We start from the raw sequence: 17485 nt of genomic DNA on the forward strand, positions 1-17485 counted from the left end.
CAAGCGACAACAATTAAACAAGTCGGACGTATTTATCTTCAGCCTGCCAAAAGAACACGAAGCCAATGACAAAGATACTTATACTCCACGCCAAGAGTTCGGCCCATGTGGCTAGGTTAGGAGCCGTTCGATAGATAGTGCAGTCTCGAATTGCTGTCAGAAATACGTAGCATGGATTGGCGGACATGAGCTGATGAATTGCCGAATGCTCGGCAAATCTGTCAATTGAAAACATTACACCCGATAAAAAGAAGAGCCCTTGGGTTACGAGTCCCATGATAGTTTTAGTTTCTGGTATCTGTGCTGTTAGACGTGCAGTTATCATCATCAGTCCACAACCAAATACATGGATCATGAGAAACAACGGGATCACAAGAACTATCGTCCACGAGGGCCAGGTTCCCCACTGAAAAAGAAAAGCCACTAGGAGCGCAACAAAGCCTGGTAAGAGATTATCTATTAGAGAACGTATTGTTACTGCAAAGGGAATTGATGCTCGCGGAAATTGAAAGGCACGAATCATAGCCTTTGACGACTGCATTAAGCGGATTCCGGCAGTCATAAGTCCAGTAATCATCGACATGAAGATGATTCCAATAAACAAAAACCCAATGAAATTCTCAACGTCACGAGAAGTTTTCAATAATAGTCCAAATAGAAACCCATATAGTGCTACGTCAAACAGGGGGTTTAGCACTAGCCATAGTTGCCAAAGCCGGTAATCCCTCGTCGTACGCAATGCCTTGGCTCGAGCGTCCGCAATGATGAAGTGTCGCCTTCCAGTTAGCTTCACGATATACTCAGCCAGAGTCGGTCGCGTAGCCAGTGGGCGAAGACCCTCAGGATTGACTATTTGTACGCGGCCTTCATGTCGTGCTACTTCGGCATTCAGTTCCTCAACTCCTCGCTGAGAGGTTTTTGAACCACGTAATTTGTGACGTGCCAACATGCATCAGCCCTTCCAAGTTTTATTGTTCGAACAATCCGCAGGTCCGTGGACTTTCCTCACTCCATGAATCGCTACCGGAAATTTTACTCAGCCTGTCTGAGAAGCTGGTCGAGAACGTTATGAGCTTGCATTGTGTTTCCCACATGCGTCGAAAAAGCCAAAGGAAGCTTTGATAATGGCGAGTCATCGGTGACGACTCCCCAAACGTCTACCCCACTACCAGCATAGTCAGCATACTTCGATGGCAGGAAAGGATTAGCGCCAAACGAGGAACCAGTCGTGTCAGTGTCGTTTACGACCAAGACATCGAAGCGCGTAGAAAGGTTTAAGAACTGCAGGTACGGCAAATAACCGTTGATACACAAGCACTCTTCTGCCGGATGTCCCCATAGATCGCGGCGTAGCTTATTGGGATTCGAGGTGAAAATGTGTAGTCGAAAGCGGTCTCGGGCTGGGTGGTGCGCTAAAGCAGTTAAAATGTCGTCGATACCTCGGTTTACGTAGAAGTTGCCGAAGTATGCGATATTGATGAGCGCAGGATCAAGTCGATAGTCTGACCCGACCAAGGAGTACATCTCCTCTGTAGGAACCGTTTGATGGCGAATTCTCGATTTTGATTGCACCAATCTCCTTAAATCGGCTGGATAGCGTTCCAACATGACTTCTTGTTGATTGGCATTGGTGAAAATAACTTCGTCAGCATATAGAAAAGTCACCAGTTCAGTTAACTCAAAATGAGTGGCAATCTGAATATCTGCCCAATCGGTGCGCTCAATCATCTTTCTGAGTCTATAAGTCGTCACTCCTCTAGTGAGCTTGCCCGGTCTGAGGCCACCATCCACACCAACACTAAGAGGGTCTGAGAATTCCGCCTGCCAGTACGTTTCGGGATGCTTGCTCTTGAATAACGCGGCTGCTACATGCGATCCAGACCATAAAGCGCGTGAGTACATTGATTCATATCCACCGCGACTCTTCGCTTGTTTGTGAGCTTTTCGCGCAGCTTGGCTAGCATACGAGCAAATCGCCCTCCAGTGGGAGAAGGAAGGAACCACGTCAAGTTCCTCTACATGAGCAAGATATGGATCGACAATTAGACGCGCAGATTCATCATATTCGCGAACCCGACTCATGTTGGCAGAGAACACATCCACCAATTCAGCATCCTGGCGTATCACCTTGGCTGTAACGTTAGCGGAAGTGTCTGCATATGGCGGGAAACAGTAAGAAAACACAAGCCGCTTCGCTTTATCAGGACGCAGCTCTCCCCAATCTAAGCCCGAGACTTTCAAACTTATAGCTGTCTCAATGGCACGGCGTATCTCGCTAGGATGGTCGCGCAAGTAAGTCTCAACGAATCCAAACTGGGCATCCTCTAGCTTCTGTCGCGCATGAGTCTTTGTGTCGTACTCCCGAATGGCCCGAAGCTGTGCCATACATTCGAGACGCTGAGTGACGTTAAAGTCGAAACCTTCTGCTTGACGCGACACTGATCTATCTCGGATCGTCCGAAGATAGGCGGTTCCCTCATATCTACTTGGTACCCTTAGCAGCATTCCTGGCACTTCAAGGAGGTGCGCAAAATACGCTACATCCTCTCCCGAACGCAGCGTCTCCTTGTAGCGATACCTTTGGGCCAGTTCAGTAGGAATTACTTTACTGGCATTAAATCCAAGTGCCCACGGAGCCGTTGCGACAGGAACCGTAGTTCCACGTAGACCCAAAATACGGGTGTTTAGAGAATTCTCCTGGGAAAAGCTGCCATCAACTGAATCGTGGATGGGCAACAGTACGCAAACGCCGTCCTCAGCGTGCTCTAGACCCGTCGCAATGAACTGTGGTTCTAATGCGTCATCATCGTCGAGAAATGTAACGAAACTACGGCTTGCACACGCAATTCCCAGATTGCGGGCACGGCCAGCGCCAGGAGATGTGGTTCGCAATACCCTTAGGTCTAGGTCAGGGAAACGCTGTGACAAGTCTGGTTCCATTCTAAGCGCGCCAGGACCATTGAACACTACAAGCACCTCAATAAGCTCTGTACAAACTGTTTGCTGCACAAGCGAAGTTAGCGCGAAGACCAATGCCGAATTCGTACTCTGAGTAGATACCGGAGCGAACGAGGGAATGATAATGCTAATACCGGGCCGATAAGTGCTCATCGAATCCTTTCAAGAATCTTGTATAGCGCTACAATCGCAAAAGGAGGGACAAACCTCTTGACCGGTTTAGCTAGCGTCGCTGCGCGTGAAATCAAGATCGATCTCAACGATATGCTCTCTAATCGCTGATCACTGCTACAACTATCGGAGGCCTTTTCAGCATTAGGCGCAGAAAGTCCTCTAATAAAATCTTCTACCTCGCGGGATTCCCTGTCTGCGATACTCAAACGAAGTTGGATCCATCTATCGGACACATGCAGTCCTGAGATAGCAAGGGAGCCGCTCAGTTTCCCACCGTTCCCAATTAAATTAAGAGCATTCGTGACATTTGATCGAGGCGCCCAATACTCAACATGTCCTCTATCTCTTACTAACCGAGCAATCAAGCGTTCAGCGAACTCAGGTGAAATATCAATAAGTACAACTCGTGCTTCTCCCGCCTTCAAAAGTTCGCTTTCACTAAAACAGAAGACAACTGTACCGTTTCCTTTGGGCAAGGGAAGCAGCTGCTCCGAAGAGCTTAAAAGCACCGCGAACTCAGTTTCAACTGGCTGGTAATCGCTCAGAGAATTGACTCTCATCCATTTTCCTTGTCGAGCTAGAATCTATCAGCTGCAACACTATGTACGATATTGCGAACCGTTCGGGGAACTACGCCGTCTCGTTGTTGAGCGACCCACTCTCGTCCACGAGACGACACGTGCAGCTGGGAGCGATCTTTGATTAGATTAATCCACATGTCAGCAAGTGCTTCCGGATTATCGGGTTCGACAACATTTCCGGCCTCGAGTTGCTCTACCAATCTCGCCGCTTCTCCCTGGACTACAGCACTAATGTGAATCCCTACCGACATTAGCTCATAGGTTTTTGACGGTACCGTACGGGTAAGCGGCTCCCACGCTGTCAGGTGTACCAACGCACTATCTGCCCAGTCATAAAACTCTTCCAGTTTTTCTGCGGGATAGCGGTGTTCGATAAGGGCATCAGTACCAGAATCATGAATCAGATCCTTTACCGCTAGCCAACCTGCCCCGTCACCGACAATCCGTAGGCTCACTTTGTACCCGCGATCCTGCGCAATCTTCACTGCCTTAACGGCATTGTCAAGGCGCTGCGCACGCCCTACTGTGCCAGCATAGAGAACATTAAGCCCCTCGCGATTAAGCGCACTCTTGTCTTCCGCCAGATATCTCGTTTTCGGCGGAAATACGTTACGCACCGTACAAATAACACGCTCACGACCACTACCTTTTGCAGGCATTGTGTCTTCAAGATGAGCGGCTAAGTCCTCGGAGGTAGTGATGATTCCGTCCGCATGGTTCAATGCCTTGTTCATAGTCCACTCGGTAAATGCAGTGAGTACCTGAAAAGGCCCCTTGCTTAAGACGATTTCACGAATAGACTTTCTACCTGTGCCGGAGTTCCAGTCGTCTTTTTCGCGTAGTAGTTCCGGCCATGCGTCTCGAAGGTCAATAATGTATGGGGCCCCAATAATACGAGCTGTAAGCATGGTCACCACCGACGTCGGTAACGCCGGCACCGTACCAATTACTAAGTCCGGAGCGTACTCACGGATTTTGCCCCGATGGCTGATTTGCATGGCAAGCATAGATGCAGCAACTGATGCCTGGTTTAAGATTCTTCGTGTCAGCGTCGATCCCGCTGGGAAGAATCCCGATCGCAGGATTTTTTCCCCTGAATTTCCACCAACAATATGTTGAGCACCAACGATCGACTCTCGTGAAAGCCATTCGATAATGCTAATTTGACGCTGGTAGTGCGGCGGAGGCGCGATCACCATCACCTCATGCCCAGCCTCCACGAGAATCTTGGTCAACCACGACCATCGCCGTTGAGGAACACCGTTCTCCGGAGCCCAATACTGGGATAGGACAAGAATCCGCATTGTTACGCCGCTCTTCCTAGCCGTTACGTCCCTACAAGGTGAAAACAACCACCCCATGGGGCGTCTTGCTATCGCCAAATTCCTTTAGTGTCGATGATGGTCTTTCCCTCAAGTTTCGAGGTATCAAATGCGACGAATTCTTTGTGATTAACCAGTAGAAGCACGACATCCGCAGCAGCAATAGCTTCTTCAGTTCCTTGCTTTGTAAGATTCGAAATGTTCTCCAAAACATCGGGAAGATCGTCTACGTTCGGCTCAACCACGCGAATGTCCAACTGTGGATTGTCCATCCCCAGTCGCTTGACAATTTCCAAAGACGGCGACTCACGCAGATCATCAATATCATTTTTAAAGGCAATACCAAGAGCAGCCACTACAGGGCTTTCTTTCCCTTCAATAGCCTCGATGACCTGCTCGATGACCCAATCCGGCTTCCCGTCATTGACATCACGGGCCATCTTAATAAGCCGCGCTTCTTCAGGAGCAGCGGAGACAATGAACCAAGGATCAACTGCAATACAATGCCCACCGACGCCTGGACCAGGCTGCAAGATATTAACACGCGGATGGTGATTCGCTAGCTCGATAAGCTCCCACACGTCAATTCCAAGGCGATCACAAATGAGAGAAAGCTCGTTGGCGAAAGCAATGTTGACATCGCGGAAGGAGTTCTCCGTAAGCTTTGCCATTTCCGCTGTCGTGGCATTAGTCATGAGGAGTTCTGCGGTACAGAAAGTGGCATACAAGTCTCGTGCAAGTTCAGTCCCTTTGGGGGTTAGACCTCCGATTACACGGTCATTGTTTTCCATTTCTTCCATAATCCGGCCTGGAAGCACTCGCTCTGGACAGTGCGCAATAAAGATGGCGTTGTCATCTTCGTCATTGAGTGACAAGTCCGGTCGAAGTTCAATGAGGTGCTTAGCCATGCCTTCGGTAGTGCCCGGAGGAGAAGTTGATTCCAACACTACGAGTGCTCCCGGACGAAGATGAGGTGCAAGCGCCTCTGAAGCAGCACGGATGTACTTTGTATCAACCTCGTGGTTTTCTTTGAAAGGCGTCGGTACACAAACAATATAGGCATCAGCTTCGACATGTTCGGCTTGGGCGATCAGGCTTCCCTCCTCGACCACTTTGGATAGAAGTTCTTCGAAGCCCGGCTCAAAAAAGGGTACCTTTCCGTCATTAATCAATTTGACGAAACGCTCATTCACATCAATGCCAACGACATTAACCCCCTTCGAGGCAATGAAAGCCGCTGTAGGCAGACCAATGTATCCGAGGCCTACAACACAAACTTTGTCAAAGCTTTTAGAAACGAATTCCTGAGACGACATCTTGTACCTTTCTCGCTTTACGCTCTGTCAACGGTATCACGGGTATACATTTTGCGAACATGTCAGTATCGTTCAATGAAAGCTTACAGGTAGTTTAACTCTCTTTAGCGAGCTCAAACCACCATGATGCAGGGAATAGCTCTTAGAACATATGCGAGATAAACTGACGAACCATGACTTTGAGGAGAAACTACGCGCGATATGGCGCCTCAACTTCTTTCTTCGGTTCTGTCGAGGATTTTCTAAGTACCCCCCTTCTAGGAAGTCTACCCAAAGAAGCCGAGGCAGTTTCGATTCGATACGGCGAAGCTTTCTTGGATTTACTTATTGAAGATCGCGGTGCCGATTCCACTATCATCCTGTTCCACGCCGCTATTGATCCTTCAAAAACAACTCTTCCCGTCTTTGTTGGTAGACAGGTTGTTGATGGCATTGATGCCAATTTGATATATGTCTCTGACCCCTCGCTTGACCGCGGAGCAAGTATTGGCTGGTTCACAGGAGACGAATCGCGGCCGTACCAGGAAGACCTAGAAAGGTGCCTATCTCACGTTTTCACCGGCCTCCACCCTGATACCCCTGTCTCCGAGTTAGGCGAGCGAACAATTTTTTGGGGTGCATCAGCTGGAGGCTTTGCTGCACTTTACTACTCAAACCGCTTCCCCAAATCACTGGCGGTGGTGTCTAACCCGCAAACACACATTGGCCGTTATCATGAACCCCAAGTGACAGCTTATCTCGAAAAGTGCTGGAGTGGCCGAAGCCTTTCCGACACGAACATTACATTCGACCTAGTGGCGGAGTACAACAAGGGCTTCGAGAACTATGTAGCGTACCTGCAAAACAGGGATGACGAGCTGCACTACAAACAGCATTTTCTACCATGGTCCCAGGCAGTGGCAGATCATCCCCGACAGTGGCGCCTTCTCCTCGGGGATTGGGGCAAAGGGCATGCTCCAGCCCCCACATTTCTACTTACGGGAATCCTTGGCTTCGCAGCATCCCTGCACGGCGATTGGGAGCAACTATTTAGCGACGAAGTTTTCACTGACGACGCCTAGTTCAAATCTCTACTTGCGTAGGATCTTGCTTAACCGATCAAAACGCACAATCGCTTTACTGGTCCATTCCTCCCCTACGAGTTTACGTGCACCGGCTACAATAGTCGACCGGTTCTGATAGACACCGTCAATAGCCTGATCAATGAAGCCTCGAGCTCCTTGGCGACGAACCAAATCCCAGTCATCGGTACCAACGTAGCTCGCTTTCCCATCTCGTTGCTGCATGACGACTCGTGAAACCCAAACTGTTTTAGCGCGGTCGCTTTGCGCCAGAATTCGGAATCCACGAAGCCGATAACCGTGCTCTAAATGCAAGCTCACCAGACGACGGAAAGCCCCTTCAGATACCGGAACATACAAAAAATGCCCGACACTTGGGTTTTGAGATGCCGCAAATCCCTCGACCAGCCTATAAGACGGGACACGCCGACCACGCGAATCCTCGATCCAAAGACTCACCAGAATCTCTTTCTCGAACGCATAGTCTGATTTACCCTCGATAATGAAGTTAACGTCGCTACTGTTAGGCTCGAGCAGGAAGTGAAGGCCATGGCCAACGGGACACTCGATGTTCAGGGCCAGACTCTTATCCTGCATCTGCCTCGTAACCGTTGGAAACGCCCCCTCAAGAGCAGCAACGTCAGTAAATGCAGGGAATGAGGCCATATCCTCCATAAGGCGCGCCATTAGCACGCTCGACTCATGGCGCATGGCATTGTCCTGCCCAGAATGAATAGCGCGTAAATATCCTAATTCACTTGCGTCTAAGATAACTGGGACAAAGCGGTCTGACTTATCATGCGGACCACTTTGGGGTTCCACAAAAGCTCCGTTCTCCCTAACCGCGCAAATCGACAACAACCCCATTGAGTTCATAGGGGCATGAGCCTCACGCATATGAAAGAACTGCCCGTCCGAATAAACCGCTTCAACACCGAGAGGCATACTAACGAGCATGCCCTCAAACTCCGGTTTAATATATGAATCCATCGTCTGAAAGTAATGTCTCGACAGGACATCATCATCGTCGAGCCGATAACGACCAAACGTGCCTCTAAAGCCTATACTCTCGACATATCGACGCACCGCCGTCCAGCCACTGTCGCCGTCAGGAAGCTCATCAAGATGCAGGATGGCATATTCTTCTGCCGCCTCGCGTAACTGCAATTTGAATTTATGAGGCAATGAATCCGAAATGGAGACGATATGCTTCACCTCGAAACCCTCGGCCGCCTGAGCCAAGGTTGGCAGAGTGTGATTCAGAAAGATATCCGCGCGTAGCGAAAGGCGAGAATCCTCATAAAGGTAGTCACGATACTCGTTTCCCGACAACCCGGCTTGCCCATTGCTAGCACGCCACGACACTGAATCCGGAACGAAGAGACTGAAACGGGTATGCCCAACAAACATGAATATCTCTCTTTTCCCTACGATTCCTAACTAACAAATAGCTTAGCGGCGCTTGCTAGCAAGTCCGAATATCGCATCACTAACGTCTCCAATACCGCTTTTGTGCAGGCGATTTGTAATCTTCAACAAAGGCCCTATATAGTTACTTCTCGTTGCACCGGTTAAGGAAACTTACCAAGCAGCATACGCACATTCCTCCATAGCTCAGTTGGCAGAGCATTCGACTGTTAATCGAAGGGTCACTGGTTCGAGCCCAGTTGGAGGAGCGGTTACCCCCTCCTATCGGCTAAAAGCCAATAGGAGGGTTTCCGCATCCCACGCCTGGCTACTACTTAAGTTGGGTTAAGGGACATTTCGTGTGGATTTAGGAGCGCACGGCGCAGCCTTTTCCTATACCAAAGCTCGGATCCCATCCATTATCGATATGGATGTCGCATGTGGCCGGTCGCCCGCCTGGACGGCCACGTCGTGAGAGCTTTCCCTGGCCCAGATAGCGCTGGGTAGCAGCCCACTGCCCCCACTGTAATTAAGAATGGGATCCAATGACTTCTCTTTGAATAGCATCAGCTTGGGCTTCGTAGAAGATGCTCGAATAATGAAATGGGCTTAACCCCCATCGATGCTTTTCATCCGCCAAGAAGGTAGAGTCCGGATACTCAAGAAATCTGACGTTGTCGTCTCTCCCACAAGCTGCAATATCATATAGGCGCTGTAGTTTAGCGTTTTGCTTAGCAATGAGTTTCTGATCCGGCAAGAGACGTCCCGCCGAGGAATGCGTTGCCCAAAACACTTTATTAACCAAGAGGACCTTTTGGCTCAATGCTGAAGTAAAAAACTTCCATCCTTTTTCAAAATTCATAAAGTACGATTCCGAAAACACGTCGATTGATTTCGATCCACGTATGAGTCCAGTTGCCAGATATTCGGGGCTTTCGGTGTACACACTACGGGACCCCACGAACAAAGGAAGGCGCTCGTCAATATAATCAACCAAGATAGTAGAACCTGCCGCTAATTGTGCGAGCCGAATATTTGTCCTACTAAGATCACCTTCTACCATTCTTCTCTGAAATGGGCTTTTGTTAAGTTCCAGATGCTCTTTTTCGTGGTAAATAGGCGGTAAATGAAGTGTTGAATAGCTGAACCGTGCTCTATAACCTGCAAGCGGAACTTGCACATATTCAAAGACATCACGCGAAACACAGCTTCCCATAACGAACACCGCATTTTCAAAATCGTTTCCATCTATGGAAAAATAGATTTCAGAGTCTGTATACCACCGTCGAAGGAACATACTCACACTCGATAGACCTTCCATCGAAAACTGTTTTTCGAATCGCTCGAGTCTCCCAGTACCAATAAGATAGAAGAAATCAAAACCAGCTGGAGAGCGCACAAACCCGCTGGGGGTAGGCCCTTGCCCTTGCTCAATCCCAACGACGATTCTCTGATCTCGCCTTGCAAAGAATTGACCCGAAATCCGAAACACCCCCTCCGACTCGGAGCTCAAATCGAAGCTCAAACTACTGTCTAGGGCAAAGAGGCTTTGACTTGTATTCATGATTCCTTCAATACTTCCTTTTAATAGATACGATTCAATCGAAGTCACGGGACTTCATACGACAATGCATTCAGCTGCAGTTCTACATTAAGCCACGGTCGAAGTTCTAAGCATCTCGAGACACTCTCAGCTAACTCATATTTCCAAGCTATAGTGCAATCTTGTTCGATACTGTCACACAAATGCACTTAACATCGGATTCAAATTGAATCATACGCATTCTCATTCCCAGCCAGCTTGAAACACCTGCGCTGCAGTTGCTATCGCACCAAAGAGGGATTGGCCACTATGCCAAGAACGCGTTCTGTTGAAGCTGTAAAGAGGGAAGTCCATCCGATCACTGAACTGGCCCGCCAGAAGTCCCAACTACTCCAGCATATTTTCGAGGAAGCAGTCGACTTCCGCTACATAGTCCCCACATGTTAAAAGCTTGCTATCGCCGTGGATCCACAGATTGAAACCATGTAGGATTTCTTTTGCATTCCTATCCGAAAAAAGAAGCCAAAGCCGCTACGTAGTGCGGAATAATATCAATGAGGATGTTCACCAGGTTTGATGCCCGGCCTGGTTTGCGACTATGTATCCATACGTGTTCATCGACTCCGAGAATTCCTCACTCCACCGAAGTGGTAAGAGGTCGTCGAGGGCGTTCCGACGGCAGGTATCCGGTGCAACATGGTTAACCAGTTCCCTTCCTACACCGCGTGCTTTGACGGAGGCTGAAACACTCTTATGGTCATTAACTAGACACTGCAAGACTCAGTAAGGGCGCTTGGCTCCGTCTCCCGCACAAGCCAGTATGACCTAGAAGAGCTTTCTCACGCACGACATGGCTACACACAGGAATCTGAGTCGCTTTACTTGCAGCCTGGTGGGAATCCTACGACGGGAAGAACGACGAGTCGACGGGCCGTGAGGTCGCGGGACATACCTGGCTACCCGCAGTCCGGCCCCTCGCCAATGGCGACTAACGGAGTGTCCTCGGTGATAGTAAGGCGACCTACTTCAGAAGCACCGGTGATGGTACGACCGGTTTCCATGGTACGGCAGATAGTGTAGACGACGAGCCGGTTTCCAGAAGGCTTCACAGCACGACTCCTTTGCGTGTTCAAATGACTACGCACCAGCTTTCATCTTCGCACCGGAAACCCCTGTAATGGTGCCCTCTGAACCCGTCAAGTTCTACTTCACCCCGCTTCGCCCCCGTAACCATAAGTGCCATTTCACCGGCAGTTTCAAATGCCCAATCCCAAATATCCTTTAGGCCATAAAAGGTCTTTACGCTTGCATTACTCCCCAATTTCAGCATCCGCCATAAGGCCGACGCGTGCTAGTATTAACTAGAACACTGCGGGTTAATGCTCGCGTAGCTCATACCGACGGACTATAGAAGGATTTCAGAATGGCATTCGTAGGCACTACTCGCTTCAGTATTTACGATCCCACATCTCCAGCATGGAAATCAACTTCCACTTTTAATTCAGCCAAAGAATACTTTGACTATCTTTATGCCCCCGAACGAATCGAGCCCCGCCTGCATATTCTTAGCAAATTCAGTATGCCACTCATTTCGATTGCGGCGGAAAAGCATCCAATTCGTCATCTCATTCGATATTCAACTGAGATGCCTGAAAAATACATCTCACAGCTGAAGGAAATCTCAAGCAAATATGATTTTATCATCCTAGAGCCACATACCGACGGAAAAAGTAAACTTAACCCCTATAAAATTGGACTCGACTTAGCTGGAAGCTCCAAAGCCTTTGGAATCTACAGACTCGACGACGACGATCTTCTAACTCCGGATTTTTTCAATCAAACTGCTAGATACCTCTCGCCCGCATTCGCAGGAATGAAGGTCTCACTCGCGTCGGGCATTACTGGTCTTTACAACGGGGAAGAATTCAGCACTTTCCGACAATGTTATCGACCTAAAATTGCGATCGGCTTGCTCGGAATCTATACCACAGATAGTAATGGCCGATTGATTTCGCCTCCAGATTCGCCTCATCACCTTGCTGATAAATTTGGCCCAGTCATCGTAAACTCCGAACATCCATCCTATTTTTGGACCCGTCATGTGGGGCAAGACACCACATTCGACGCAGCAAATAAGGACTTGGAAATCATTCGTGAACTCAATAGTTTCGACTCACTTCCACCGTCTTGGAATATCGAAGAACTCTTTCCAACCATGCGAGGATCAATCAAAAATCGCAAGCGGTTGGAGCTCTTTAAAGGGAATCCATCTATCAACTCGGGTGAATTTGTAAAAATCCCCCCCATTAATGGAAACTTCACTCTTCGTATCGATGCCTCATTCAAGGAAGAAGTAGGCCCTAATTCGGCACTCATCAAATTTAGAATCAGTAATTCCACAGATAATACTCTTTTGGTTCCAAGTGAAACCCCAATTAATGGCCTATCGGTATCACCATATTCCTCAATTGGATATTTCCGCTACATTAAGACCAATAGTGGAAGAACTATCCAGGAAATCAGCGTCAACCTTCCGCATGACTTCACAGTTGAAGAAATTGGAATTCAACCATTTGGCATTAAAGCGCACCCCCTCGAGCTTCATTCTTTAGAAGTCATCACCGACGAGTAGTTGTTTCAAGGATCGGTACCTTCGGGAAGTTGGTTCACGACGTTTACTTCTTCCTAACCAAAACAAGCCCACTGAATCAAAGATTGTCTCAGATAGCCAACCGATCGAAAATCGTAGTCCGAAAGTCCCCCGCTATCGCAGTTTGCTCGGTCGCGGAAGTCCTACCAAGTTCCAAATATCGAGTCGAACAGAATCTCTCCATAAAAAGCCAAAGGAGCAACTGGCGTCATTTACCGACGATTTAGCTATTCTTTGAGCTGATTATCAACCGCAGCAAATCTTCAATAGGTAATGTTATGGCCGTAATAGTACTTTGATGCAAGCTCGGGGTACCAAAGATGGGACTTTTCATGAAGCCGCGAGTAGATTCGAAAGGTGCTCAATCACAGTTCGCCGCTCGTCGTAGCATCACCGGATAAGTTGTTCAATCATCGGATGACGGTGCTGAGTTGGCTCACCAGTTTCGCATGGGCTAAGACAGAGTATGTAACCCAACGGGAACAAGTTCTTTCAATTCAACTTGGTTCCGTGTCTGCGAGTATGGTGACACCACCAAGTCGAGCAAGAGCAACAAAGTAGTCGACCCTGCCCCATAAAACAGTTGGACTAACCCTCAACGCTGGGGTCAAAGTCTGGCAGGCGCTCCCCTACTTCTAGGAGCTCGGCAATAGCGGCAACGGCACGCTCGGCAGCTTTGCCATCGCCGTAGGGGTTCACGGCGTTGGCCATGGAGTGATACGCGGCGTCGTCATCAAGCAACAGCTTGGCTTCCGCCACGATGAGGCTGCGGTTGGTTCCTACAAGCTTCACGGTACCGGCAACAACTGCCTCTGGACGCTCGGTGTTTTGGCGCATCACCAAGACTGGTTTGCCGAGTGCTGGGGCCTCCTCCTGGACTCCGCCGGAATCCGTCAGGATGATGGTTGCGCGGTCAAGCAGCTTGGTGAACTGGTCATAAGGAAGTGGATTCGTGATGACGACATTGAGCAATGACTCCACTTCCGGAAGCACAGCTTCACGAACCTTTGGGTTCAGGTGTAGCGGAAGGACAAAGTTGATGTCCGAGTAATTCTCCGCAAGATCCTTGACTGCGCCGCCGATCTCCTTCATCGCTTCGAGGTTTTCACGGCGGTGGGTGGTGACCACCACGAGGCGCTTGCCAGATTCGGCTGCTTCCTGCAGGGCAGGATCCTCAAATTCGGTATCCCAGCTGGCGGCCTCCAGAAGAGCATCAATGACGGTATTACCGGTGACCGCGATATCCTTCGACCGGACGTTCTCACGGCGCAGGTTTTCCATCGAACCTGCAGTCGGCGCGAGGTGCAGCTCTGCCACCTGGCCAATGAGCTTTCGGTTGGCTTCTTCCGGGAACGGAGAGTGAATGTCACCGGTACGCAGACCAGCTTCGAGGTGAACGATCTTCACTCCTCGGTGGAAACCAGCCAGCGCTGCGGCCATCGCAGTCGAGGTATCACCCTGGGAAATGATGACATCAGGCTGCTCGGCATCAATAATCTCATCCAAGCCCATCAGCGCACGAGAAACAATCTCATTGAGCCCCTGACCAGGCTTCATAAGGTGAAGATCCAGCTTTGGCTCAATGCCAAACATAGTATTAACCTGTTCCAGCATTTCCTTGTGCTGACCAGTGGAGACGGCGACGGACTCGAAACGCTCGTCCTTCTCCAGAGCCTTGATGACCGGTGCCACCTTGATGGCTTCAGGGCGGGTACCGTACACGGTCATAATCTTTGGCTTAGACATAGACTTCCTTTGTTGACTACTGGGAGAGAATCTCCGTAAGAGTCTACAATGCGGATGCTTCGCGCACATGGCCCAGAGTTATATAGAAAATAAACGCTAGTCCTCGCTCACGGTGACTTCGCGCGGTTCTTCAAGGCAATTGGTGCGGGGCTCAGCTGCCGCCACGCTGGCCGTTAGCAGCGCTGACATGGCCACGGCTGCCGATACCGCATGCGTACGCTTCGAAGTCTTCACAGGTATTAAGTTAACTGAAGCGAATGCAATATGGGAAGAGTTCCTGTCATATCTATTCGGCATCCCTGTTCGCTCCGCTGCCAGAAGGCCACCTGCCCCGGACTGGTTTGGCAGGTAGGCTATTCATGAGAATTGCACGTTGCCCGTACGTTGTACGCAAACGCCGGCTGTTGCGCTGGCTAAAAGTAAGGGGATGACTAGTTTCCAATGATCCAATTTGTTGTGGGTGCTGCCGCCGGATACGTCTTTGGAACCAAGGCGGGGCGCAAGCGCTATCACCAAATTAAGGGTGCCTACGAGAAGGCCGTCAACTCCCCCGCCACCAAGGCTGCGGTGCGTTCCGCACGCAAGGCAGTGGCCAACCGATTGGACCCGGAACCGCGCATGCGTGAGCTTAAGGATTACAACAAGGGGCGCCGCGGCAAGCGCGGCACCGCGGATGGTGTGCAACCGGATCGGATTTACGAGCCGGACGAAGATTAGCGCGTACGCTACAACGCGTGCGCGTGGCTGCGGATTAGAGGGGGCGTCGGTTAGCGCACGCCGCGGAAAGCGCGGTCGTTGAGCTCGCGGCGGGCTTGCTCGAGGGCGACGAGGTCCGCGAAGAGTGAGTTGTAGGATTCCTCGTCGTCGGAGGGGCGCATGCGGCCCAGCTGCGCCTTGAGTTGGGCTACCTGGTCGCCCACGCGGGCTTCCTGGAGGCGGGAAAGCACGGAATCGGCGTAGGCCTCAAGGTCGGTATCGGGGTTGCCGGTCTCCCCCAGCTTGATGGGCTCCACGGCGAGCTCAGAGACGAAGTTGCGAGCCATGAGGTCCGGCATTTCGCCAGCTACGGCGGCCAGCCATTCCACGCCGGGTTGTTCGGCACCGGCGGTCACGCCGCCGAGGGTCGAGATGGCGCGGCGGATGGTGCGGTAGGCCTCGTTGGAGTAGGCATCCTCCGTAATCCCGTCGAAGTAGCTGCCGGCGATCTGCGGGAATTGCAGGGCCAGCTTGAGGGCCTCGCGCTGTGGCCATAGGTGCGGCTCGCGGGGGCCGGGTATGTGCATAACGGGGGCGTTGGTCTGCGCGGGCACAGACGATGTTTGCTCCAGTGAGGCAAAACGCGGGCGCTGCTCCTTCTTCGGCTTGCGCGCCTCTTGGCGTACCTGGTGAAGTACTTCCTCCGGGTCGGGCCAGCCCACCCAGCCAGCAAGGCGGCGGGCGTACTCGCGCTGCAGAGGTTGGTCGCGGATCTGGGCCACCACGGGCACCGCACGCCGCAGGGCCTGGAGACGGCCCTCCGCGGTATCGATGCTGAAGTCTGAGATGACGGAGCGGATGACGAACTCGAACATGGGGATGCGGTCCGCCACCAAGTCACGCACCGCGGCATCACCACGCGCGAGGCGCAGATCGCACGGGTCCATGCCATCAGGGGCTACGGAAACGAAGGACTGGCCGGTGAACTTCTGCTCGCCCTCGAAGGCTCGCATCGCGGCTTTCTGTCCGGCCTCGTCGCCGTCGAAGGTATAGATGAGCTCGCCGTGGAAGTAGGAATCATCCAACATGAGGCGGCGCAATACCTGCAGGTGATCCGCGCCGAAGGCGGTACCACAGGAAGCCACGGCGGTCTTCACGCCCGCGGCATACATTGCCATGACATCCGTATAGCCCTCGACGACGACAGCTTGGTGTTGCTCCGCAATGTTGCGCTTGGCCAAATCCAGGCCGAAGAGCACCTTGGACTTGTGATAGAGCATGGTTTCGGAGGTGTTCATGTACTTGCCCAGCTTGTCATCGTCGAAAAGCTTGCGCGCACCGAAACCGATAACGTTGCCGGACAGGTCCTTGATGGGCCACAGCAGACGCCGGTGGAAGCGGTCGATGGGACCGCGCTTGCCCATCTTGGAAATGCCGGCGGCGTCGAGCTCCTCGAAGGAAAAGCCCATGCGCAGCAAGTGCTTAGTAGCCGTGTCCCAGCCCTCCGGGGCATAGCCGCATTCAAAGGCGTAGATGATTTCCTTGGAGAAGCCGCGGTCAAGGAGGAACTCACGAGCAGTGGCGGCCTGCGGGGTCTCCAGCTGCTGGCGGTAGAACTCGTGCGCGGCCTTGTTCGCGGCGATAAGCCGGCGGCGGGTGCCGGGCTTTTCATCGCGCGCACCGGTGGAGCCACCCTGGTAGTTGATGTGGTAGCCGATCTTCTGGGCTACGGCTTCAACGGCCTCCGGGAAGGAGACCTGCTCCATCTCCATGAGGAAGCTGAAGACGTCTCCGCCCTTGCCGGTGGAGAAGCAGTGATAATAGCCGCGCTGCGGGCGCACATGGAAGGACGGGGTCTTTTCATCCTTGAAGGGGCTCAATCCCTTCAGCGAGTCATAGCCAGCGGGTTTGAGCTGAACGTACTCGCCCACGATTTCATCAATAGGCGCGCGTTCACGGATAGCTTGGATATCGCTGTCCGGAATTCTGCCTCGTGCCATGCGTACAGACTACCCCGCCCGCCGGAGCTAC

General features: G+C 51.3%; 14 protein-coding genes and 1 tRNA gene. 4 read left to right on the forward strand and 11 right to left on the reverse strand.

Annotated features, from left to right (window positions below; translation table 11 throughout):
- Nucleotides 1–13 precede the first annotated feature (13 nt).
- The 5 genes from R3O64_RS09220 to wecC all read right to left on the reverse strand — a co-directional run bounded on the left by R3O64_RS09220 (nt 14) and on the right by wecC (nt 6351).
- Complete coding sequence (locus tag R3O64_RS09220) at nt 14–949, reverse strand: ABC transporter permease (RefSeq protein ID WP_083304451.1); 936 nt, start codon at nt 947–949, stop codon at nt 14–16.
- 83 nt (nt 950–1032) lie between these two features.
- Nucleotides 1033–3111 (reverse strand): glycosyltransferase, encoded by a 2079-nt coding sequence (locus tag R3O64_RS09225; protein ID WP_339016750.1) that lies wholly within the window; start codon nt 3109–3111, stop codon nt 1033–1035.
- Complete coding sequence (locus R3O64_RS09230) at nt 3108–3692, reverse strand: hypothetical protein (RefSeq protein WP_145990289.1); 585 nt, start codon at nt 3690–3692, stop codon at nt 3108–3110. The genes R3O64_RS09225 and R3O64_RS09230 overlap by 4 nt, the downstream gene beginning before the upstream one ends.
- A gap of 17 nt (nt 3693–3709) precedes the next feature.
- A complete protein-coding gene (locus R3O64_RS09235) occupies nt 3710–5074 on the reverse strand; it encodes a glycosyltransferase family 4 protein (RefSeq protein WP_339016751.1) in 1365 nt (454 codons plus the stop codon).
- 11 nt (nt 5075–5085) lie between these two features.
- A complete protein-coding gene (wecC, locus tag R3O64_RS09240; protein ID WP_101735527.1) occupies nt 5086–6351 on the reverse strand; it encodes a UDP-N-acetyl-D-mannosamine dehydrogenase in 1266 nt (421 codons plus the stop codon).
- Nucleotides 6352–6524: 173 nt separating this feature from the next.
- Between wecC and R3O64_RS09245 the strand changes: the two genes are divergently transcribed.
- Entirely contained in the window at nt 6525–7412 is an 888-nt protein-coding gene (locus R3O64_RS09245; RefSeq protein WP_145990288.1) for a hypothetical protein, read from the forward strand.
- Between the two features lie 9 nt (nt 7413–7421).
- On the opposite strand, the gene R3O64_RS09250 is transcribed toward R3O64_RS09245, so the two are convergent.
- A complete protein-coding gene (locus tag R3O64_RS09250) occupies nt 7422–8822 on the reverse strand; it encodes a glycosyltransferase (protein ID WP_101735526.1) in 1401 nt (466 codons plus the stop codon).
- Nucleotides 8823–9015: 193 nt separating this feature from the next.
- Here R3O64_RS09250 and R3O64_RS09255 point away from each other — a divergent pair.
- Nucleotides 9016–9088: transfer RNA gene (locus R3O64_RS09255), tRNA-Asn, on the forward strand.
- 260 nt (nt 9089–9348) lie between these two features.
- Here the strand turns inward: R3O64_RS09255 and R3O64_RS09260 are convergent.
- Both R3O64_RS09260 and R3O64_RS09265 read right to left on the reverse strand, forming a co-directional pair.
- Nucleotides 9349–10431, reverse strand: a complete 1083-nt coding sequence (locus tag R3O64_RS09260) for a DUF6270 domain-containing protein (RefSeq protein ID WP_339016752.1) — start codon at nt 10429–10431, stop codon at nt 9349–9351.
- A gap of 887 nt (nt 10432–11318) precedes the next feature.
- The gene (locus tag R3O64_RS09265) at nt 11319–11471 is read right to left on the reverse strand and encodes a hypothetical protein (protein ID WP_339016753.1); all 153 of its coding nucleotides are present in this window, start codon (nt 11469–11471) and stop codon (nt 11319–11321) included.
- 314 nt (nt 11472–11785) lie between these two features.
- Between R3O64_RS09265 and R3O64_RS09270 the strand changes: the two genes are divergently transcribed.
- Nucleotides 11786–12994 carry a glycosyltransferase gene (locus R3O64_RS09270; RefSeq protein ID WP_339016754.1) on the forward strand — a complete coding sequence of 403 codons (1209 nt, stop codon included), beginning with the start codon at nt 11786–11788 and terminating at the stop codon, nt 12992–12994.
- A gap of 606 nt (nt 12995–13600) precedes the next feature.
- On the opposite strand, the gene wecB is transcribed toward R3O64_RS09270, so the two are convergent.
- Both wecB and R3O64_RS09280 read right to left on the reverse strand, forming a co-directional pair.
- The gene (wecB, locus tag R3O64_RS09275; protein WP_339016755.1) at nt 13601–14758 is read right to left on the reverse strand and encodes a non-hydrolyzing UDP-N-acetylglucosamine 2-epimerase; all 1158 of its coding nucleotides are present in this window, start codon (nt 14756–14758) and stop codon (nt 13601–13603) included.
- A gap of 96 nt (nt 14759–14854) precedes the next feature.
- Complete coding sequence (locus R3O64_RS09280; protein ID WP_154736808.1) at nt 14855–14992, reverse strand: hypothetical protein; 138 nt, start codon at nt 14990–14992, stop codon at nt 14855–14857.
- A 207-nt stretch (nt 14993–15199) separates the two neighbouring features.
- On the opposite strand from R3O64_RS09280, the gene R3O64_RS09285 reads away from it, so the two are divergent.
- The gene (locus R3O64_RS09285; protein WP_070519625.1) at nt 15200–15475 is read left to right on the forward strand and encodes a hypothetical protein; all 276 of its coding nucleotides are present in this window, start codon (nt 15200–15202) and stop codon (nt 15473–15475) included.
- A 50-nt stretch (nt 15476–15525) separates the two neighbouring features.
- On the opposite strand, the gene dnaG is transcribed toward R3O64_RS09285, so the two are convergent.
- Nucleotides 15526–17454: a DNA primase gene (dnaG, locus tag R3O64_RS09290; RefSeq protein ID WP_070624483.1), complete on the reverse strand. Its 1929-nt coding sequence runs from the start codon at nt 17452–17454 to the stop codon at nt 15526–15528.
- Between the last annotated feature and the right edge of the window lie 31 nt (nt 17455–17485).

The sequence above is a fragment of the Corynebacterium hesseae genome (genome assembly GCF_037850265.1).
Lineage (GTDB): Bacteria > Actinomycetota > Actinomycetes > Mycobacteriales > Mycobacteriaceae > Corynebacterium > Corynebacterium hesseae.